Below are 20,153 nucleotides of genomic sequence, written 5' to 3' on the forward strand. Positions count from 1 at the left end.
GCGCTCAGCCGCTGGTCTTCTCCGCGGCGCCGCTCTGCAGGTCGACCGACCAGCACACGGCGCTCGCCGAGGGCTCGCCGCCGGGCGGCCCCACGCTGACCTCGGCGCGCGCCGGCCCGACGGCCCGGATGTAGAGCCGCTGCCCGACGGCGTCGCGCCCGAGCGCGCAGACCGCGCGGCGCACCCGAGGATCGTCGGCCGCGACCTCCCCCTCGTCCTCGGCCGCCATGAACAGGACCTCGATCTCCGGCTTCAGGCAGGCGCCCATCTCGCGCCACGCGTCGTAGTCGACCGACGGATCGAGCACGTCGGCGAGCTGCCCGTGGCGGGCGCGCCCGACGCGGTAGCGGAACGCGTCGCGCTTCTCCGCGCGGAGCGTGGCCCCGATCCGATCGAACCGCAGCGACAGCGCGCCGAGCGCGGTGGCCATCTTGACGGTCGGCGCGCCCAGGTTCGCCTTGTCCGGCTCCTTGAAGCGGTGCAGCTGCACGCCCGCGGGCAGCACGCCGGCGAGCAGCTCCGCGAAGCGCGGGTTCATCCCGAGGCGCCCGGCGAGCAGGATCCGGAGCCCCTGGTACGGGTCCGGCTCGCGCCCGATCTTCGCCACCGCGCCGGCGAGGTGCTGCCGGAACACGTCGATCGCGTCCCGGAACCACCCGTCGAGCGCGCCGCTCAGCGCGCCGCGGTCGATCGAGAGCGGCACCACGGAGCTCTCGCCGTCGAGCCCGACCAGCGCGAGCTGCTCCTCGACCGGCGCGCTCGGCCCCCCCTCGAGGAGGGGCCGCAGGAGCTCCTTGAGCGCCCAGGTGTTGGCGCGCGCGTCGGGCGACGGCGCGAAGAGCGCCTCCGCGTCGCCGAGCGGGCTCTCCTCGGGCGGGCGCTCGAACGGGATGCGGCGCTCGCGCATCTCGGCCTGGCTGGCCGCGTACACCCGGTAGGCGAGCCGGTGCAGGAGCCGCTCGCCGCCGAGCCAGGGGATCGCCGTGGGATCGAGGTACTCGACCATCCGCTCCAGCCCCTGCGCCGCCTCGTGGGCCTTCGCGCTCCGCAGGAGGCCGAAGGCGATCCCCGCCTCGCTGGCCCCGGCGTCGATGACGCAGAACGGGACGCCGCCGTCGCGCGGCTGGATCCCGAACATGCGGAACGCCTGGACGGCGTAGGCGATCGCCGACGGGCCCGCGTCGACGACCTTCAGGCCCTCGAGGTCGTGGTACTCGCAGAGCCCCGCGGGCAGGCTCCGGAAGAGGCCGCGGCGGAAGGCGATGAGCACGCTGGCGCGGCGCTCGGGCGACCAGCCCGTCGGCATCGTGATCGCGTAGCGCGTGGAGATGCCCCGCGAGCGCTGGTTCAGGTGCAGGCCGACGTAGTACGCGTAGAGCTCGAGCGGGTCGAACGGGTCGTGCGCGCCGATCCCTTCCTCGTCGATGATGGGCGGCGCCGGCTTCTTCAGCGCCTCGGTCGTGTCGGGATCGCACCGGCCCCGGAGCCGGAACGGCTCGCCGCGCTCGGTCCGCTCGCGCAAGAGCGCGAGGGCCGGGATCGAGGCCGCGGCGCGCTCGTGTGCGCCCTCGCCGGGCCGGAGGCGCATGTCGCGCGCCGCGTGCCCGACGAGCACGTCGCCCCAGCGCGTCATCGGCAGGATCACCCGGTCGCGCCACGCCTTCGTGGTCCGGGCGAGCGCCTCGAACGCGACCTCGCTCGGGTTCTCGTTGTCGGCCGAGACCCGGACCGGCCCGTCGGCGCCGATCCGGACGAACTCGGCGCCGCCGCGCTCTCCCCGGACGGCGACGGCCGTCGACGCGGCGCCGACGTCCACGGCGACCCAGTCGGTGCGCATGTCGAGCCGCGGATCGCGCCGCTTCACCTCGGGCGGGATCGGGTCCTTGTCGGTCTTGCCGGTGCGGCGGTGCAGCCCGACCACGCGGCCCTGCCGGAGGATGGCGATCGCCGTGGCGCCGAGGAAGCGCGCGCCCGTCCAGAGGCCCTGCGCGGGGTCGACGAGCGTCGTCCCCTTCACGGGCTCGAGGTTCGCGACGACCTTGGGGAAGAAGTCCGCGATGAGCTCGGGCGAGGCTACCCCGTCGTAGCGCTCGACCTTGATCGGGGGCGAGTAGTAGTTCTGGAGCCCTTCGCCGTAGATGCGCGGGCTGACCTGGATCAGCTTCAGGTAGGGGATCGGGCAAGTCTGCTCGTCGAGACGGAACTCCTGGTAGAGCTCGGACGGACCGACCGCGTTCTCCATCTCGGGCGCGATGCGGGGGACGCTCGCGCTCATCTCGGTGCCGAAGTACATGAACTTCGTGCCAGCGCGGCCCGTGAAGGCGGCAATCCTGACCTCGTTGAACGTCGCCTGCCCGACGATGAGCGGCGGCAACGCGATCACGTAGTCGAGCACGAGCGTGGTGAGCCACGGCTGGTCGAAGAGGCGCGATTCCCAGCGCATGACGAGCGTCGGGAACTCGCGGCCCGCGAGCGACACGACCTTCTCCGCTTCGCGAACCAGGGTTCCGTCGACCGATAGCTCGTAAACCGGCATACGAGGGCGACGTTATCACGAAGAACCCCTGCGCCAGCCCCGCGGATGCGCGGGCGGGGCTTTCATTCCGCCGTCGGCCGGCGGGCGCGCGGCGGGCCTGCGTCGAACGGCGCGCGTCGCGCCGGGCGGCGGTGCGCGGGGCGGTCCGCGCGCGGGCGGTCCGCGTGCGGGTAGGCGGCGGAAGCGGAGACACGACGGCGCGCCCGCCCCCTAGGGCGTAGGCTGCCCTCGGGCCACCGTGCTAGTCTGCCCGGGTGATTTGCTTCTCCGCACCGGGAACGCCGGCATGAGCGCGCTGGTCGGCGAGATCATCGACGGCAAGTACCGGATCGTCCGGCTGCTCGGCCAGGGGGGCATGGGCGCGGTCTTCGAAGGCGAGAACGTGCGCATCCGGCGCCGCGTCGCCATCAAGCTGCTGCACGCCAACATCTCGAGCCAGGCCGAGTCGGTGGCGCGCTTCGAGCGCGAGGCCCAGGCCGCGGCGCGGATCGGCTCCGATCACATCTGCGAGGTGCTCGACCTCGGCGTGCTGCCCGACGGCACGCGGTACATGGTCATGGAGTACCTCGAGGGCGAGACCCTCGGCGCCAAGATCGAGCGGGCGGGGCGGCTCGGGCCCGAGATCACCGTGCCGATCATGGTCCAGGTGCTCGAGGCGCTCGGCGCCGCGCACGCCGCGGGGATCATCCACCGCGACCTGAAGCCCGACAACATCTTCGTCATCCCCGTGAAGGCCGGGCTCAGCAACTTCGTGAAGGTGCTCGATTTCGGCGTCTCGAAGTTCTCGCAGCTCGCCGGCGGGGAGATGAGCATGACGCGCACGGGCGCCGTCGTCGGGACGCCCTACTACATGTCGCCCGAGCAGGCGCGGGGCTCCAGCCCCGTCGACCAGCGGACCGACATCTACGCCATGGGCGTGCTGCTCTACCAGGCGACGACCGGTCAGGTGCCGTTCGACGCGGCGACCTTCAACGAGCTGCTCTTCAAGATCGTCCTCGAGGCGGCGCCGGTGCCCCAGCAGCTCGTGCCCGACCTCGACGTCGAGTTCTCCGGGATCATCCAGAAGGCGATGGCGCGCGAGCCGGGAGCCCGCTTCCAGAGCTGCGCGGAGTTCAAGAGCGCGCTCCTCGCGTGGGCGGCGGCGCGGCCCAACCTGGCCTTGCTGAGCACGGGGCGGACGTCCCTCTCGCGGCTGTCGCTGCCGTCCCAGCCGGAGGTGACGACGACCCCTCCGCCCCCCCTCCGCCCCGACACCCCCTCGTGGGGCCAGAGCGGGCCGCCGGTGCCCGGCATGGGCCACACGCCGCACACGCCGCAGCTGACCGCCAACTCGTGGGGCGCCTCGTCGGGCGTCACGGGCCGCGCGACGCGCCCCCCGTCCAGGATGCCGGTCGTCGCCGCGATCGCCGCGACGGCCACCCTGCTCGGCGCCGGCCTCGCCGCCTGGTTCGCCTTCGGCGGCAGCGGGGCGACGGGCGCGGCCAGCCCGGATCCGAGCGCCGTCAGCGCGACGGCCCTCGCGACGCCGCCGCCGCCTCCGACGACGGCGACGCCGCCCCCGCCGGAGCCGCCGGTCGTCACCGCGAGCGCCACGGCCGCAGAACCCACGCCGCCCACGCCGCCCGCCACGGCGGAGCCGAGCGCCGTCCCGGCGGCGTCCTCGGCGCCGGTGAAGCCGCTCACGCCGCGGACGCCGCCTTCCCAGACGAAGCCGCCGCCCGTGACGAAGCCGCCGCAGCAGGCCCCGTCGACGAGGCCGAGCGCGCAACCCCAGAAGCCGCAGAAGCCGGGCGTTCCGGGCGACTTCGGCTACTGAGCACGCGCTCGGGGCGCTCCCGTCAGAACGCGCCGCGCACCCCGAGCCCGGTCGGCGTCACGTAGGGGGCGACCCACGCCGAGCTCGACGGCTCCGGCTTGGACGTCAGCTCCAGCACGATCAGCGTCGCGCCGCCGACGAGGAGCACGCCGCCCGTGATGAGGTTGATCGCGCCGGTCGTCTGCTGATCCGCGGCGTCGGCGTCGAGCCGCTTGATCTGCTGCTGGATCAGCGGACCGCAGCCCGCGCCGGGGCCTGCCTGCGACGACTCGCACCGGTGCGTATCGCTCAGGTCGTTCGCTTTCTGCTGCGTCGAGCCGCCCTTCGCCAGGAACACCGAGCCCACCACGACCCCGCCGAGCCCGAGCGCCGCGGCCGCGATGCCCCCGCCCAGCATGAGCACGTTCGTATTTCGCTCCGGCTTGCCCGGCGGGCCTTCGGGGGGGACCTCGCCCGGGCCGCTGCTCCAGGTCCCCTGCCCCTCCCCCGAGGCGTCGGGCGAGGGCGGCATGGCCGGGCTCTCCGGGACCGGGATCTTCAGCTCCTTCCGCTCGCCGTCGCCGAGCGTGACCGCCTGCTCGATCGGCGAGAGGCCCGGCGGATAGACGGTCACCACGTGATTGCCGGGATCGATCGGGCGGTGCACGCCGAGCAGCGCGTCCGCGACCGGCTGTCCGTCGAGCTTCACGGCGATCTTCCGGCCGGCGGCGCCCTCCAGCGCGATGCGCAGCGACGCGATCCTGGGATCGACCGCGGCGAGCTCCTCCCGCGCGTCCTGCTGGGCCTTCTTGAAGGGAGACGGCGCCGTGGACGGCAGCTCCTCGCGGACGATCCGCAGGTACGTCTCCTTGGCCGCCACGAGCCGGCCGAGGCGCGTCTGCGCGCGCGCGATCAGCAGGAGGTGCGTCGGCGCGTGCACGATCGCCTCGGCGCGACCGAGCAGATCGATCGCCTCGTCGAAGCGGCCGGACGTGAACGCTTCGGCGCCCTGCGTGGCCAGCGACCGGGCCGCTGCTCTGTCCTGGTCCGACTGTGCGAGCACCTCGCCTGTCGGGAGCAGCAGGAACAGCGCCGCAGCGAACGGAACGCATCGTCTCAAGAGCACTCGGGCCTCCTCGCGCGCCACGCTATCACAGGCCGTCGGCAACGGAACAAATCAGCCCCGCGGCGCCGCCGGCCTGCGCTCTGTCCGGCGTTTCGCGGCGCCTCCGAGCGGCGGCGCTGCGCGCGGGCCGCTCGACGCCCTCTGCGCGCTTCGCGCAGCGGCGCGGCGAGCCTGCGCGCAGCGCGCCGCGCACCGCCGCTCGGAGGCGCCGTCCGCGGGCGGCTGTGAACCGTCCGCACAGCGCGATGGCACCCATTCTGCTGCGTGGGACGCGCCATGGACTGCCTCCGCTCCTCCGCGCCCCTCGACGCGGGACTCCCGTCCTCGGAGCGATCCCTCAGGGGACGCCTGCTCGGGGGGCGGTACCTCATCGAGCAGCTGATCGGCGCCGGCGCGATGGGGCGCGTCTACCGCGCGCGGCACCTCGGGCTCGGGCGCGCGTGCGCCGTGAAGATCATCCGCGAGCGCGGCGCCTCGCCGGGCGCGGCGGGCGGAGCGGGTCGCCGCGCCTGCACGACGCGCGTCTGCGCGCCGTCGCGCCGGGAGGACCCGGACCCCCGCGCCTCGAGCGGCGTGAGCGAGCGGCCCTCGACCGACTCGAGGCCGCGCTCCGGCGGCGCCCGCGCCGGGGACGCGGTGCTGAGGTTCCACGTCGAGGCGATGGCGGCGAGCCGGCTCGATCACCCGAACATCGTGCGGGTCCTCGACTTCGGCTGCGAGCCGTCGTTCCCCCACGGCGCGCCCTTCGCGGGCGCCGACGGGCGCGAGCCGGAGCCGCCGAGCCTCTGGTACCTCGTCACCGAGCACCTCGACGGCAAGGACCTCATCGACCTGCTCAACGCCGCGCCGATCCTGCCCGCGGAGCGCATCGTCGCGATCATGCGCCAGCTGTGCTCCGCGCTGCAGCACGCGCACGACGCGGGCGTCATCCACCGCGACGTCAAGCCCGAGAACATCCGCCTGGTGCCCCGCGTCGACGACGGCGGCGCGCCGTTCGAGCAGGTGAAGCTCCTCGACTTCGGGACGGCGAAGCTGCTCCACGACGAGCGCTCCGGCGCGCTCGCGGGCGCGCCGCTGCTCGCCGCGGCCGCCGACGACGGCCGGCTCGTCATCGGGACCCCCGCGTACATGAGCCCGGAGCAGGCGGCAGGGCAGCCCGTGGACGCGCGCAGCGACATCTACGCGTGCGGCGTGCTGCTCTTCGAGATGGCGACGGGGCGGCTCCCGTTCGAGCGCCCGACGCCCGTGGCGCTCGCCGCCGCGCACGTCGACTCCCCGCCGCCCCTGCCGAGCGCCCTCCACCCGGAGATCGATCCGGATCTGGAGGCGCTGATCCTGCAATGCCTGCGCAAGAACCCGGACGACCGCCCGCAGAGCGCGCGCGCCCTGCGCGAGGCGCTCGCGCACATCGCGCTCCGCAGCGGGCGCTCCGCCGCGGAGGAGCGCGCCCCGGCGCGCGCTGCGGACGACGCCCCGGCGCGCGCTGCGAACGACGCCTCGGCGCGCTCCGCGTGCACCTCGACGTGGGTCGGGTACCGTTCCCCGTCCTCGCTGCCGGGGAGCGCGCTCCTGGATCTGCCCTGCTCCCCGCCGGACGCGCGGCGCGATCCCTCGTCCGCGTCCACCTGGGTCGGCCACGGCGCCGCGCCCTGCCCGCCCGCGGCGCTCGTCGAGCCCGCCGCGGACGCCGCCGCGGCCGGCGCGCCGCCGGCGGACGCGGCGCCTCCCAGCGCCGCGGCTCCGTCGCCCGCTCTCGTCTGCGCGCATCCCAGCCCGGAGCTCGACGCCGCGCTCGCGCCCGTCCTCCTGCTGCGGGCGCGCCTGCCCGGCGGGCTGCGGAGCCAGGCGCGGCTGCGCCGACGGCGTCGCCGGCGGCTCGCTCCGGTCGTGGTCGGCACCGTCGCGGCCACGGTGCTCGGCGGATCGCTGTGCCTGCTCTTCAGCGCTGCCGGCGCCGCGCTCGCCCCGCTCGCCTCGCCCTCGCCGGGGCGCGACGGCGACGCGCCCCCGACCGGCGATACGCGGCCGACGCCGCCACGCGCGGACGAGCCGGAGCGCGCCTGTCCCCTGGAGCCGCCGTGAGCGCCGCGGGAGCGGGAGACCGGCCTCGAGATCGGCGCGCCGGGCGGGTCGACGATGTACAGCCGGTGCCCAGCGCCGCGGGCCGGATGGCGACGCCGTTCACGCTGGCTGCCGAGCCTCCGCTTCAGCCCGGTGCGAACGGAGCTCACCCCGAACGGCACGTCGTCTGCAAACGCTGGCCTCCGCGTTGACGCGGGAAGACGCCCCTCGGCGTCGCCCGGTGTCGAGAGGAGCGAACCATGTCCGTGCTGTTGTGGATCCTGTTTGGGCTCATCGTCGGCGTCATCGCCAAGCTGCTCACCCCCGGGCGCGATCCCGGCGGCTTCGTGGTGACCGCGCTGCTCGGCATCGCGGGCGCCCTGCTCGGCGGCTTCATCGGCCGGGCCCTCGGGCTCTACCCGTCGTACCAGTCGAGCGGGGGCTTCTTCATGTCGATCCTGGGCGCCGTCATCCTCCTCGCCATCTACAACGCGACGCTCGGCCGGAGGGCGACGAGGCCCTGAGGGCTCGCCCCCTTCGCGGGCTCGCGCCGCAGCGGCGAGGCGGGCGGCTCGAGCAGCGCCGCGGCGGACACCACGCGGGCCGGCCCGGCGCGCCGGTCCAGGCGAAACTCGAGCGCGACGTCCGGCGGCAGCGGCCGGATCGCGCCCGCGCCGTAGCAGCGGCGGTAGACGAGATCGCCCGGCCCCGCGCCCTGCCCGCCGAGCTGATGGCTCCACCACCGCGAGTAAACCGTCGGCCGCGCGGGATCGACCGCGAGCAGATCGGCCCGCTCGAGCCGCACATCGCTGTGATCGCCGCGGTCGGCGGCGCCGTGCTCGGCGGTGAGCCGCCCGTCGTCGCCCACGCTGTAGACGATCCTGAACCCCTCGACGTCGCCCTTGCCGTAGGCGACGCGCTGAACTCCCGGGCCGAAGAGCAGCCCGTGCGTGTAGACGAGGTCCACGGCGAGCGCTGGCAGCACGGTCCAGGTGAGCCAGTTGTTGCCCCAGGGCCGCTCCTCCGAGAAGAACGCGTAGTAGCCGACGGAGACCGTGCCGCGCTCTCCCGGCGCGCTGCGGTAGAACAGGACGTCGCCGAGCTCCCCCGCGCTCGCGACCGTCGAGCCGACGCAGATGGGCTGCTGCTCGATCGCCGCGTCGATCGCGCTCGGCTCCGCCGGCGCGAAAGGCGCGTCGGCGGCCGGGCGCGGCAGCGCGCCACCGCCCGTGGCGCTCGCGAGGAGGGGTACGGCCACTGCGGCGAACGCGACGCCGCGGTTCAGGGGATTCCGGAGGGGCATCAGGGCGGGCTAGGCTAGCGAGCCCGTCGCTGGGCGCGCCACCGCAAAGGGCCGTTCGCGTTCGGCCCATCACGGCGGCGTCACCGAATGGATGTCTCCCGGAGATCGCGCGAGCTCCGCCCTTTCAAGGCCCGCGAGGCGAGGGCGAGCGGCGGGCGGCGCTACCGGGGCGCGCCGCGGCTCGCCGGCGCGGCGCCGCCGTCGAGCGCGCCGATCGCCCTGCCCGCGAGCGCGCCGGCGGCGAACGTGACCGCCGCGATCACGAGCCACTGCAGGAGCCGGGCGCGCCGCGGCGGGCGCGCCTCCCTCCAGTGCGGCGTCACCGCGTCCCTGCCCTCGCTGCGCTCGATCTCGATCGCCGCCTCCTCCGGGCCCGCCCCCGCGTCGACGCCGCGCGCCGCGGGCGCCGCCTCGCCGCGATCGTCCCCGGAGCGGTTCGTCAGGGTGCGCCGCGCGCCCGGGCGCCCGCGGACCCCGGCGGATCGACGGCAGCCCCGCACGAGCAGCGATCGGTGGCGATCGCGCCCGCTCGCGACCTCGCGCACGAGCGCGGCGATCTCCTGGCCGGCGAGGAGCCCGCGCTCGCTCGAGCTCGGCTCGTCGCCCCCGCCCGGCGCCCTGCGCACCGAGGCGAGCACCTCGGCGAGCGCCTCTTCCATCTGCGCCGCGGCCTCGAAGCGATCGTCGGGATCGCGCGCGAGCGCGCGCCGCACCGCCTCCTCGAGCAGCGCAGGGCACGCCGGGCGGAGCGGCGCGATCGCCGGCACCTCGCCCGAGAGCACCGCGCGCATCGTGGCGCCGTCTTCCTTCCGGTGGAACAGGCGGCGCCCCGTCAGGAGCTCGAACAGGATCACCCCGACCGCGAAGAGATCGGCCCGCGCGTCGATCCGCTGCCCGCGCAGCTGCTCGGGCGCCACGTAGCCGAGCTTGCCCTTCACCGTGGGGGCGTCGCTCGACGGCGCCGGGCCGCCCGCCTGGCCCGGAGAGCCGAGCGGGAAGGCGTCGTCCAGGATGCCGCGCATCGCCGTCATCTCCGCGACGCCGAAGTCGATGAGCTTGATCTCGCCCTCGAGCGAGAGGAGCACGTTCTGCGGGCTCACGTCGCGGTGCACGAGCCCGACGAGCTGCCCGCCGTCGTCGCGGAGCCCGTGCGCGTGCCCGAGCGCCCGCAGCACGCCCACGCCGATCTCGAGGGCCGCCTCGATCGGGAACGGCCGCCCCTCGGCGAAGAGCGCGCGCGCGGCCGCCGCCAGATCGCAGCCCGGGACGTACTCGACCACGAGGTGGTGGCGCCCCTCGTGAAACACGAAGTCGTAGAACCGGATCACGTTCGGGTGCTGAAGCCGGGCGCTGATCCACGCCTCCCGGAGGAACATCCGCACGATCGACGGATCCCGCCGCGCCTCGGGACGAAGGCGCTTCACGACGACGGGGTGCGCGATCCCTGCCGACCCGCGCCGGCACGCGAGGAACAGCTCGGCCATGCCGCCGGCCGAAAGGCGCGCGAGCAGCGCGTAGCCGCCGTCGCCCATGGGCAGGTCCATCTCGCGAGGCCTCCACGGCTGCGCGGGCGCGCCCAGCTCGTCGCGCCCCGGCATGCCGAAGGCGCGGAGCGAGGACGGCCGCCGCGCCATCCACTGCCGGAGTCGCCCCACCCCGGCCACCCCCCGGACCTGCCCGCGCCGCCACATCGCCCCTCCGCTATTCACGCTGCATGCCACGGAGAGGGCCGCGTCACCGTCACCTCCGAGCCACGGGCGCCCCGCGCCGCTGCGTGGATCCCGCCGGATGAGAGCGCATGTCGGCAGCTGCGGAGACCCGAGGCGAGCGCCGCTTCCGGCGGAAAAGCCGAAAATTCGATGGCCTCCTGTTCCGCACAGGCGCGTAGAGGGCCGCGCGCGCAGAGGACAGCGCGCGCAGCGCCGGGCCCCGCCCGCGGCGGAACGCGGATCAGGCCGCGGTGGCGGGCGAGGCGCGGACGCGGCGCGCGAGCAGCGCGCGCAGCTCGCGGAAGGAGACGGCGCGCAGGGCGAGGAGGAGGGCGACGTAGACGGCGACGCCCACCGCGATCGACGCCCACATCCCCGCGAGCGCGCGCGCGGCGTAGGCCGCGGTGGCCATCGCCGCCGTCGCGGCGAGGATCGCGGCGATGCGGCCGAGCTCGACGCACTGGGCCCAGCGCGCGCTCAGGCCCCACGACGCGATCAGCGACCCGGCGCTGACGACGAGTGTCGCGCCCGCGGCGCCCACGGCGCGGTAGCGCGGCAGGAGGAGCAGGTTCAGCGCGACGTCGGCGACGAGCGCCACCGCGAGCAGCTTCACCATCGCGACCTCGCGCTTCGCGGCGAGCAGCGGCAGCGTCACGACCTGGAACGCGAACGTCACGGGGACGCCGCAGGCGAGGATCCGGAGGACGTCCGCCGCCGGCGCGTAGTCGCCCGCCGATCCGTAGACGAGCTGGACGATGTCCGGCGCGAGCAGGAAGACGCCGGCGGCGACCGGCAGCCCGAACAGCGCGGCGACGAGCATGCAGCCGCCGTAGAGGCGGCCGAACGCGTCGCTGTCTTGGGCGTAGAGGCGCATGCCGGCCGCGAAGGCGGCGCCGAGCAGCACGTCGGGCAGCATCCTGAAGTTCTCGCTCAGCACCCAGGCCGCGCTGTAGACGCCCACGGCCTCCTCGTCGCAGAGGGCGCGGAGCATCACGCGATCGGTCTGGAGCAGCGCGCTCGCGAGCGCCCCGAGCGCGCCGATGGGCAGGCTGCGCTTCACGATCTGCCAGAGCTCGGCGGGGGGCGTGGTGAGCTCGGGCCGGTAGAGCCGGGAGCGCAGGTAGTGCGCGGTGATCCCGAGCTCCAGCACGTTGCCGAGCAGGAACGCCGCGGCCGCGGCGACGACGCCGAAGCCGAGCGCGAGCAGGGCCGCGGAGAGCGCGATGACGAACAGCCGCGCGCCGAGCTCCGCGTAGAGGATGTACTGGAAGCGCTCGTGGGCCTCGAACGAGAGCCACATCGTCGAGTAGAGCAGCGTCGCGAGCTGGGACGCCGCGGCGAGCACGACGAGCTGCGCGCCGAGGCCCGAGCGCGTCGCGAGCGCGACGGCCACGGTCGCGCCGAGCACCAGCGTCCCGGTCACGCCCCGGATGGTGAGCGCCGCGCCGAGGTGACGTGGCCCGAGCTCCGGCTTCACGGCGATCTCCCGGGCGAGGTACCCCCGCACCCCGATGCCGGCGGCGATCGTGACGATCCCTGCGATCGCGAGCGACGCCTGGAACTCCCCCCACGCGGCGACGCCCACCTTCCGCGCGAGGTAGCCGACGAACACGACGCCGAGGACGGCCATGATCGCCTGCTTGAGGAGCATCAGCGCCGCGTTGAGCGCGATGCGCCGGCCATCCTGCATGAACACCTCCAGGTGTCCCCCTGGGGTGGGGCACCGCCGTCCACGCAGCGGGAGCGGGCCCGATTCGAGCATCGTGCGCTCCCAGAGCGCGTCCGTCTCGCGCGGCGCGCTCGGCGCTGGAGCGCCCGCGGCGCGCCGCTGCTCCGAGCTCAGCTCGAGGAGCCGTCTCGGGCAGCGCCGATCAAAGAGGCGCTCATCGGGCCCGAGGCACCAACAGCAGGAGGACCGCCAGCGCAGGAGGGGGCCGGCAATCCTCGGAGCGGGACACGGGATTCGAACCCGCGACCCTCAGCTTGGGAAGCTGATGCTCTACCAACTGAGCTAGTCCCGCTTGAGGTGGAGGAAGCTTCTACCCAATCCCGAGCCGCAGAGCAACCCCCTTCATCTCTTTTCCGTCCCTATTTCTGTCCCCGTTTCCGTCCCCGGATTCTTCCGCCGGTTCCGGCCCCGCGTTCCGGCGGATTCCGACCGACGCCGCGCCCGGCGCTCGGTCGGCGGGGCGCTAGCGGCGCGCGCGCGCGCGGAGCGCGGGCACGCCGAGCACATCGCCCGGCAGCGGCGAGCGCCGCCGCACGGCGCTGTTGCAGTCGCTGGTCGCCGCCGCGATCGCGCTCGTGATCTCGTCCGCGCCCGCGTCCGGCGGGATCCAGGGCAGCTGCTGCAGCGTGGGCCTGTCCGGCGGCAGCCACCGCAGGCTCCTCGTCACGAGCACGACCGGGTGGTCGCTGTCCACGAGCTCGCTCGCGAGCCGCGCGCCGCCGAGCGGCGCCGGCGGCAGATCGAGGCAGATCAGGCACGCATCGAACCGCTCGGTCGCCGACGCGAGCAGGGCGTCGTCGATCGACGACGCGTCCACGATCTCGACGTTTGCCAGGGTCGCCTCGATCGCGCGCGCCAGCGCGTCGCAGGTCGCAGCGCGGGCGTCGTGCGCGAGCAGGATCCGGAAGCTGCGCACCGAGCGCGGCCCGGGCCTGCACGCCTCGACGACCTGCAACCTCCCCGAAGCCGGCGTCGCGCGCTCACGAGGTGCACGTCGAACGGTCATGGACTCCCCTTCCTCAGTCACACCAGGGCAACCGTGCCCCAGGCTAACACCCCTTGAGCTCAAACTGACCAACCTTTATATGAGGACGCGCTCTTTCTCGGCACGCCGCGCTGCGGCTCTCTCTCTAGCTCGCCTCGCCGCGCCGCGGCATGCTGGCATCGACTACGGAAACATCTACGAAGGACGGTCATGCATGAGTCGGTTTCTCATCTCCACACCTTGCGAGTGCCAGGCAAGCCTCTCAGCCACCCTGGACGAGCACCGGCACGTCACCGCCGGGTGGGCCACCCGGGCTCCCCGCGGCCGGTCGGCCGGCGGTGAAGCCGACAAGGAGCTCGCTCCTGCGCACAGCATCAATGCCCACCTCGACCGGTTCGACGTGGCGTGGTTGTGCCCCTACTGCGGGCGCAACACGCTCCGCACCTTCTATGCGGGCGCGATGAGGCGGCTGCCCGACGCGCCGCCTGCAGCAGGGCTCGCCCCCTCCGGCACGACGCCCGCGCCCTGACGGCCCGCGGCGCCGCGCTCTCCTCGACCCGATCCCCTCGATCCGTTCATCCCGCCCACCGATGCGCCGCGCCCCTGCGGCGCCGCGCCGGCGCCGCTCGCCGCCCGCGCGCGCAGCCGGCGAACGACGTCGACGCGACCCCGCGTCCCCCTCCCCTCGCCGACGCGCCCGCAGCTCAGCGCCGGGCTGCTGCGCCGCGTCCCTCGCGGAGGCGGAAGCGTGCAAACGCGACCGAATCATGGCCCCTCAACCCGCCGCGCGCCGGGGCCATTCCCATCCGCTCACGATCCTCCGCGGCGCGCATCGGCGCCTCCGCGGCGCGCATCGGCGCGCGCGCCGCCCTCCCGCTCAGCTGCCTTTTCCCGGCTGCGAGGTGCCCATCGTCCCGAAGACCCAGTCCCAGAGCGGCGACGACACGCCCCACCGCGCGCGTTCTCCCGTGTGGTGATGGACCATGTGATGCCGCTTGATCCACTTCCCCCAGCGCGAGCTCATGCGGAAGTGGTGAATGGCGTAGTGGGTGCCGTCGTACACGAGGTACCCGAGGCTGAAGCCGATGAACAACGGATCCGCGGGGACAGGGCCGAAGACGGCGCGGAACAGCATGTAAAAAACGGCGCCGAGGGGAATGCTGGCGCCGAGCGGCATCACGAGCCGGTCGGCGTCCTGCGGGAAGTCGTGGTGCACCCCGTGGAGGACGAAGTGCATCCGGCGCTGCCACAGGCGCGGACCGACGTAGTGGAACACGTAGCGGTGCAGGACGTACTCGGCGAACGTCCACAGGAACAGACCGACGAGCACGAGGCCGAGCCCGGACCAGAGGCCGACACCAAACCCGGCGGCGCGGACGCCCAGGTAGCCGAGCACCGGGAGCCAGAAGGCGAACGGCGTGATCGGGTGGATCCGCGAAAATCGCTCGATGAGCGGCGTCTCGAACATCTGGCAGGTCGCAGGACGCGCGGTGCGCTCGGTGGTGGTGCCCGTCATCGTGCACCCCTGCTACCTCATTTATCCATTGTCGGCCAGAGGTAGGCCGGCGCCCAGCGGATCGGCGGATGCCGGGAAATGGCCGTGCTCCCCGCCGCGCTCGATGCGGGTCAGGGCGCCCCCTCCAGGCGGCGACGCGCGCGCGTCGCGCGCCCGGACAGCCGCGCGCCGCGCGCGTCAGCCCGCGAAGGACGCCTCGTAGAGGTGGCGGAGGTCGTTCCGCGAGCACGGGCGCGGGTTGCTCGTGTGGCAAGCGTCCTGCGCGGCGAGATCGGCCAGCGCGTCGAGCTTGTCGCGCGAGACCCCAGCCTTCTCGAGACCGGCCGCGAGCCCGATGCGGGCGCGCAGCGCGCGGATGGCGTCGGCGCACGCGGCCGCGTCCTCGGCGGCGCCGAGGAGCGCCGCGACGCGCGCGAGGCGCGGCGCCGCCGCGGCGACGTTGAACTCGACCACCGGCGGGAGGCAGAGCGCGTTGGCGAGGCCGTGGTGCAGCCCGCACTCGCTCGAGAGCGGGTGCGCGAGCGAGTGGCACGCGCCGAGCCCCTTCTGGAACGCGACGGCGCCCATCATCGCCGCCTTCATCATGGCGCCGCGCGCCTCGAGGTCGTCGCCGTGCGTCACCGCGCGCTCCAGGTTCGCGGCGGCGAGGCGGATGCCCTCGAGCGCGATGCCGTCGGCCATCGGGTGATCGCCCTTCGCGACGTACGCCTCGATGCAGTGCGTGAGCGCGTCGAAGCCCGTGGCCGCCGTCAGGAACGCCGGCATCGACCGCGTCATCACCGGGTCGAGCAGCGCGGCGTTGGCGAGCAGGTACGGCGAGAAGATCACCGTCTTCCGGTGGTTCACGTCGAGCGTCACCACGCCCGAGCGGCCGACCTCGCTGCCGGTCCCGGCCGTCGTGGGGATCGCGAGCATCGGCGGGACGCTCGGCGTGATGAAGCGATCGCCGCCGGTGGCGTCGTCGTAGTCGACGAGCGGCCGATCGTGGTTCACGCCGAGGCGGACGAGCTTGCCGACGTCGAGCGGCGAGCCGCCCCCGAGCGCCACGACGAGATCGGCGCGGGCGTCGCGGAACGCGGCGACGCCGTCGTGCACGTTCTTCTCGACCGGGTTGCCGAGCACGTCGTCGAAGACGGCCACCTCGAGCCCCTCCTTCCGCAGCGAGGCCGCGACGGGCTCGAGCAGACCCGAGCGGACGACGCCCTTGTCCGTGACGATGAGGGCCCTCGTCGCCCCGAGCCGGCGCGCCTCGGCGCCCGTCTGCTCGACGACGCCGGCGCCGAAGAGGATGCGTGTAGGAAAGCTCCAAACCGTGAACTGGCTCATGATCACACCGCCTCGAAGTAGCGCTTCAGCTCCCAATCCGTGACCGCGCGCTCGTACTGCCGTACCTCCCAGTCGCGCGTCAGGACATAGTGGTCGACGAACCTCTCGCCGAGGATCTCGCGGGCCCTCTGGCTGCCCGCGAGCAGCCGCGTCGCCTCCGCGAGCGAGCGCGGCAGCGCGAGGCGCGACGACTCGGCGCTCGACGCGTCCCCCGAGGCCTGCGCGGGCGGCTCGACGCGGTGCTCGATGCCGTAGAGCCCCGCGCCGAGGCACGCGGCCATGGCGACGTACGGGTTGATGTCCGCGGCGGTCTGGCGGTACTCGACGCGCGCGCCGGGCGTGCCGAGGCCGATGAGGCGGATCGCCGCCGTGCGGTTCTCGACGCCCCAGCTGGCGGTGAGCGGCGCCCAGACGCCGGGCACGTACCGCTTGTACGCGTTGATCGTGGGCGAGTAGAGCGCCGTGAGCTCGGGCATGAGCGCGATCTGGCCGCCGACGTAGTGGCGCAGCGCGGGCGGGAGCCGGTCGGGCGACGACGCGTCGTCGAAGATGTTCTTGCCGTCCCGCCAGAGGCTCTGGTGCAGGTGGCCGCTCGAGCCGGGCAGGTCCGCGTTCCACTTCGCCATGAACGTGACCGAGAGGCCGTGCTCGTGGGCGATCTGCTTCATGGCGACCTTGAAGAGCGCGGCCTTGTCCGCGGCGCGGAGCACGTCGTCGTAGCGGATCGCCGCCTCGTACACGCCCGGGCCGGTCTCGGTGTGCAGGCCCTCGATCTCGACGTCGAAGGCGCGCATCTGGTCGAGGATGGCGGCCATGAGCTTCTTGTTCTGGCCCTCGCGGACCCACGAGTAGCCGAACATGCCGGGGCTGAGCGGCGTGAGGCCGGCGAAGCGCTTGTCGTGCAGCGAGCGCGGTGTCTCCTCGAAGAGGAAGAACTCGAACTCGCACGAGAACTTCGCCGAGATCCCCATCCGCTCGCCCTTCGCGATGACGCTCCTGAGGAGCGAGCGCGGGCACGCGGGGTGCGGGGCGCCGCGCTCGTCGCGGAAGTCGGCGAGCATCGCGACGGTGTTCGGCTCCCACGGCAGGTCGCGGAGCGTGCTCGGGTCGAGGACCGCGTGCGCGTCCGGGTAGCCGGTGTGCCAGCCGGTGACCTTGGTGTTGTCGTAGAGGACGTCGGCGATGTCCCAGCCGAAGATGACGTCGCAGAAGCCGAAGCCGCTCCCGAGGGCGCTCTTCAGCTTCTCGAGGGAGACGTACTTTCCGCGGAGGAGGCCGTCGATGTCAAAGCCGCCGATCTTGGCGCGGGTGATGCCCCGCGCTTCCAGATCGGAGAGGAGCTTCTCGGAGGTCGAGGCGGTCATGGGCCGCGACGATAGCAGGGGTACGGGGCCGCTGGGCAAGCGCGCGCGCCGGCCCCGGGCGACGTCCCCGCGGCATCTCCCGGACATGCGCCGGACGCGCGCGCGGTCTGCCCGCGCGCGCGCTCACTTCACCCGGACGCTCTGGATCGGGTAGCGCTCCGCGAGCGGCACGAGCACGCGCTCGACGAGCTCGCGGACGCGCGCGTAGCGCTGGTGGTTCGTCGCGGCCGGGTTGCGCTTCGAGTCGACGACGCCGATGCGGATGTCCAGCGTGCGGGCGTCCTCGACGCCCCCGGTCACGAACGCGTCCGGGTGCACCTTGTCGAGCTCGACGTTGAGCTCCGCGGCGTCCGGGACGGCGCCCGCGAAGGTGACCTCCAGCGCCTCGCCCAGGCCGTTCAGCACGGCGTTGAGGTTCTCCACCGGGAACGGCTGGCGCGCGAGCCACGCGACGACCGCGCGCCGCGCGCCGCGCAGCGCCACGCTGACGGCGAGCGCGACCGCGATCGGCGCGAGCGCGAGGGCGCCGAGCGCGCGCGCCACCGAGGGGCCCGCGTCGCGGCCGAGCGCCGCGAGGAACGCGAGCAGGAGCGCGCCCGAGGCGAGCGCCACGAGCGGCGGATCGGTGAGCACGCCCCACCGCGAGGTCGACGCGTTCATGATCCGCGTGAAGCGGGCCGACACGCTCTCTTCGGCGCGCCGCTCCGCGGCGCTCCCGTGGGCCTGGTCAGGCATCGCCGGCGTCTCCGAGCATGCGCCAGAAGAACAGGCCGACGCCGAAGAGGAGCAGCACGCCGGCGACCCAGAACGAGCGCACCGGGCCGAAGCTCAGCACCTCGCCCGATCGTTTCATGATGAGGTCGGCGACCGTGACCACGCAGGCGAACACGATGCAGGCCACGGGCAGCGCGAGCTGCTGGAGGAGGCTCGGCCCGGCGGCGATCGGCCTCGGCTCCGGCGGGCGCGGCCGCGCGTCCGGCGCCGGCGGGCGCGCCGACGGCCGGTACCTCATCGACGGCAGGTCCGACAGCGGGCGCACCGCGGCCGGCGCCAGCGACGTCGCGCGCGGCGTCGCGCCGAGCGCCACCTCCAGCGGCGGCGAGCTCTCCATCATCCCGCCGCCGCGCGCGTGGAGGCCCGGCGGGGCGCTCTCCATCCCGCCGCCGCGCGGGAGCGCGCCCACGGGCGTCGCCTCCGCGAAGCCGGCGCGCTCGTCCCAGAGGCCGCGGCCTCGCGCGCTCCCGGGCACCACGTCGGCGGCGAGCGCGCCCACCCCCCGGCCCCGCGTGCTCTGCGGCGCCTCGGGCAGATCCATCTCGAGCCCGGCCGAGTCCGAGGGCGGCGCCGGGCGCACGCTGCTCGCGGGCCCGTCCCGGCGGCCGCCCCGGGGCGAGCGCATCGAGGCGGGGGCCACGTCGAGATCGATCTCGAGCGACCCTGTGTCCCTGGGCGTGTCGAGCCAGACGTGCCCGGCGCGCTTGACCTGCGGGGCCGCCGCGCGCATCGACGACGAGGGCGGCGGCGGGGTGGAGTACGCGTCCTCGAGCGCGGCGGCGCGCCCGAAGGTGGGCGCGAGCCCCATGGCCGCCTCCAGCTCGGTCCAGAAGGTCTCGATGTCCCTCGTGCGGTCGCGCGGGCTCACGGCGAGCGCGCGCTCGAACACCGCGTCGACCTCCGGCGGGATGTTCGCGCCCTCGGTCCGGGGCGTGGGCCGGCGCTTCACGTCGAGCGCCGTGCCCATCATGGCTTGCGCCTCGCCATCGATCACCTGCCGCCCGACGAGCGCCTCCGCCATGGTGAGCGCTAGACCCCAGACGTCGGTCCAGGTTCCCGTCTGCCCGAACCGCTTCGGCGCCCACTGCTCCGGCGCGCCGTACGCCGGCGAGAAGGCGTTCAGCGGGTCGCCGTTCGTGACCCGGCCGACGGCCTGCTCGGCCAGCGTCTTCGCCTGGGCGATGCCGTAGTCGAGGATCTTGAGGCGCTCGGTCCCCTCCTGGGTCGTGATGAAGATGTTCTCGGGCTTGAGGTCGCGGTGGATGATCGACACCGTGCCGTTCGGGCTCGGGAAGCGGTGCGCGCGCGAGATCGCCTGCGCGATGGGGCGCATCATCTTCATCAGCCGGTGGAGCGGGATCGGCGGCTCCCCCTTGAGCCTGCGCCGATCGATGACCTTGTCGAGCGACTCGCCCTCCAGCCACTCGAGGGCGAGGAAGGGGACGAACTCCCCGCGCTTGAGGTGCAGCACGTCGACGTGGAGCGGGCGGACGACCTCCGGGATGGAGGCGGAGAGCCGGAAGAGCAGCTGCGCTTCCTCGCGGAATTTCTCGAGGAAGAGCTGGCGCTCGCGCGGGGTCTTCGCCTCGGAGACCTTCAGGCATTTCAGGGCGACCGGCGCGCGAAAGCCGCCATGGATCGCGCGGTACACCACGCCGAATCCCCCCTCCGCGACCACCTGCTCGACGTGGAAATTACCCGCCTGCGTGGTCCCGACGATGCCGAAGACGTCGTCCGCCATGCTCCCCTGAGCCATAGCGCACGGCGCCGCTGGACCGAAGGGCGAAACCGAATTTTGCTGTTCGATTGTGCCGATCCCGCGTGCCGATGCCGCAGCCGGTCATCGGGATGCGCCGAGGTGGCCAGATGGGCGCGGAGGACGGAGAAGGGAGCGCGGCCGGTTGTTCTGCGTGTTCCGCGTGACGGCTG

General features: G+C 74.1%; 15 protein-coding genes and 1 tRNA gene. 4 read left to right on the plus strand and 12 right to left on the minus strand.

Annotation, left to right across the window (positions count from 1 at the left end; all coding sequences use genetic code 11):
- Positions 1-4: 4 nt before the first annotated feature.
- Positions 5-2,536, minus strand: a complete 2,532-nt coding sequence (locus WME98_RS48630) for a hypothetical protein (RefSeq protein ID WP_437948349.1) — start codon at positions 2,534-2,536, stop codon at positions 5-7.
- 286 nt (positions 2,537-2,822) lie between these two features.
- Here WME98_RS48630 and WME98_RS48635 point away from each other — a divergent pair, with 286 nt between their 5' ends.
- The gene (locus WME98_RS48635; RefSeq protein WP_437948350.1) at positions 2,823-4,352 is read left to right on the plus strand and encodes a serine/threonine-protein kinase; all 1,530 of its coding nucleotides are present in this window, start codon (positions 2,823-2,825) and stop codon (positions 4,350-4,352) included.
- Between the two features lie 22 nt (positions 4,353-4,374).
- Here WME98_RS48635 and WME98_RS48640 read toward each other — a convergent pair whose 3' ends face one another.
- Entirely contained in the window at positions 4,375-5,457 is a 1,083-nt protein-coding gene (locus WME98_RS48640) for a tetratricopeptide repeat protein (protein WP_437948351.1), read from the minus strand.
- A 276-nt stretch (positions 5,458-5,733) separates the two neighbouring features.
- Here WME98_RS48640 and WME98_RS48645 point away from each other — a divergent pair, with 276 nt between their 5' ends.
- Together WME98_RS48645 and WME98_RS48650 are read left to right on the plus strand one after the other, a co-directional pair.
- Entirely contained in the window at positions 5,734-7,539 is a 1,806-nt protein-coding gene (locus WME98_RS48645; RefSeq protein WP_437948352.1) for a serine/threonine-protein kinase, read from the plus strand.
- Between the two features lie 239 nt (positions 7,540-7,778).
- The gene (locus WME98_RS48650) at positions 7,779-8,042 is read left to right on the plus strand and encodes a GlsB/YeaQ/YmgE family stress response membrane protein (protein WP_061628248.1); all 264 of its coding nucleotides are present in this window, start codon (positions 7,779-7,781) and stop codon (positions 8,040-8,042) included.
- Here the strand turns inward: WME98_RS48650 and WME98_RS48655 are convergent.
- The 5 genes from WME98_RS48655 to WME98_RS48675 all read right to left on the minus strand — a co-directional run bounded on the left by WME98_RS48655 (position 8,003) and on the right by WME98_RS48675 (position 13,265).
- Positions 8,003-8,821 (minus strand): hypothetical protein, encoded by an 819-nt coding sequence (locus tag WME98_RS48655; RefSeq protein WP_061628249.1) that lies wholly within the window; start codon positions 8,819-8,821, stop codon positions 8,003-8,005. The genes WME98_RS48650 and WME98_RS48655 overlap by 40 nt on opposite strands.
- 161 nt (positions 8,822-8,982) lie before the next feature.
- On the minus strand, positions 8,983-10,530 hold the full coding sequence (locus WME98_RS48660) for a serine/threonine-protein kinase (RefSeq protein WP_437948353.1): 1,548 nt from the start codon (positions 10,528-10,530) through the stop codon (positions 8,983-8,985).
- A 241-nt stretch (positions 10,531-10,771) separates the two neighbouring features.
- A complete protein-coding gene (locus WME98_RS48665; protein WP_061625079.1) occupies positions 10,772-12,220 on the minus strand; it encodes a flippase in 1,449 nt (482 codons plus the stop codon).
- Between the two features lie 258 nt (positions 12,221-12,478).
- Positions 12,479-12,551, minus strand: a tRNA-Gly gene (locus WME98_RS48670).
- Between the two features lie 171 nt (positions 12,552-12,722).
- Positions 12,723-13,265 (minus strand): hypothetical protein, encoded by a 543-nt coding sequence (locus WME98_RS48675; protein WP_061625078.1) that lies wholly within the window; start codon positions 13,263-13,265, stop codon positions 12,723-12,725.
- Positions 13,266-13,458: 193 nt separating this feature from the next.
- Here WME98_RS48675 and WME98_RS48680 point away from each other — a divergent pair, with 193 nt between their 5' ends.
- On the plus strand, positions 13,459-13,773 hold the full coding sequence (locus WME98_RS48680) for a hypothetical protein (protein ID WP_020736665.1): 315 nt from the start codon (positions 13,459-13,461) through the stop codon (positions 13,771-13,773).
- A 348-nt stretch (positions 13,774-14,121) separates the two neighbouring features.
- Here the strand turns inward: WME98_RS48680 and WME98_RS48685 are convergent, their stop codons facing one another.
- The 5 genes from WME98_RS48685 to WME98_RS48705 all read right to left on the minus strand — a co-directional run bounded on the left by WME98_RS48685 (position 14,122) and on the right by WME98_RS48705 (position 19,965).
- A complete protein-coding gene (locus WME98_RS48685; RefSeq protein WP_437948354.1) occupies positions 14,122-14,760 on the minus strand; it encodes a sterol desaturase family protein in 639 nt (212 codons plus the stop codon).
- 177 nt (positions 14,761-14,937) lie between these two features.
- The gene (locus WME98_RS48690; RefSeq protein ID WP_437948355.1) at positions 14,938-16,092 is read right to left on the minus strand and encodes an iron-containing alcohol dehydrogenase; all 1,155 of its coding nucleotides are present in this window, start codon (positions 16,090-16,092) and stop codon (positions 14,938-14,940) included.
- On the minus strand, positions 16,089-17,450 hold the full coding sequence (locus tag WME98_RS48695) for a glutamine synthetase family protein (RefSeq protein WP_437948356.1): 1,362 nt from the start codon (positions 17,448-17,450) through the stop codon (positions 16,089-16,091). The genes WME98_RS48690 and WME98_RS48695 overlap by 4 nt, the downstream gene beginning before the upstream one ends.
- 123 nt (positions 17,451-17,573) lie before the next feature.
- Positions 17,574-18,185 carry a hypothetical protein gene (locus WME98_RS48700; protein ID WP_437339241.1) on the minus strand — a complete coding sequence of 204 codons (612 nt, stop codon included), beginning with the start codon at positions 18,183-18,185 and terminating at the stop codon, positions 17,574-17,576.
- Positions 18,178-19,965, minus strand: coding sequence for a serine/threonine protein kinase (locus WME98_RS48705; protein WP_437948357.1), 1,788 nt, complete (start codon positions 19,963-19,965; stop codon positions 18,178-18,180). The genes WME98_RS48700 and WME98_RS48705 overlap by 8 nt, the downstream gene beginning before the upstream one ends.
- Positions 19,966-20,153: the final 188 nt, after the last annotated feature.

It is taken from the genome of Sorangium sp. So ce296, assembly GCF_051529605.1.
Taxonomy (GTDB): domain Bacteria; phylum Myxococcota_A; class Polyangia; order Polyangiales; family Polyangiaceae; genus Sorangium; species Sorangium cellulosum_D.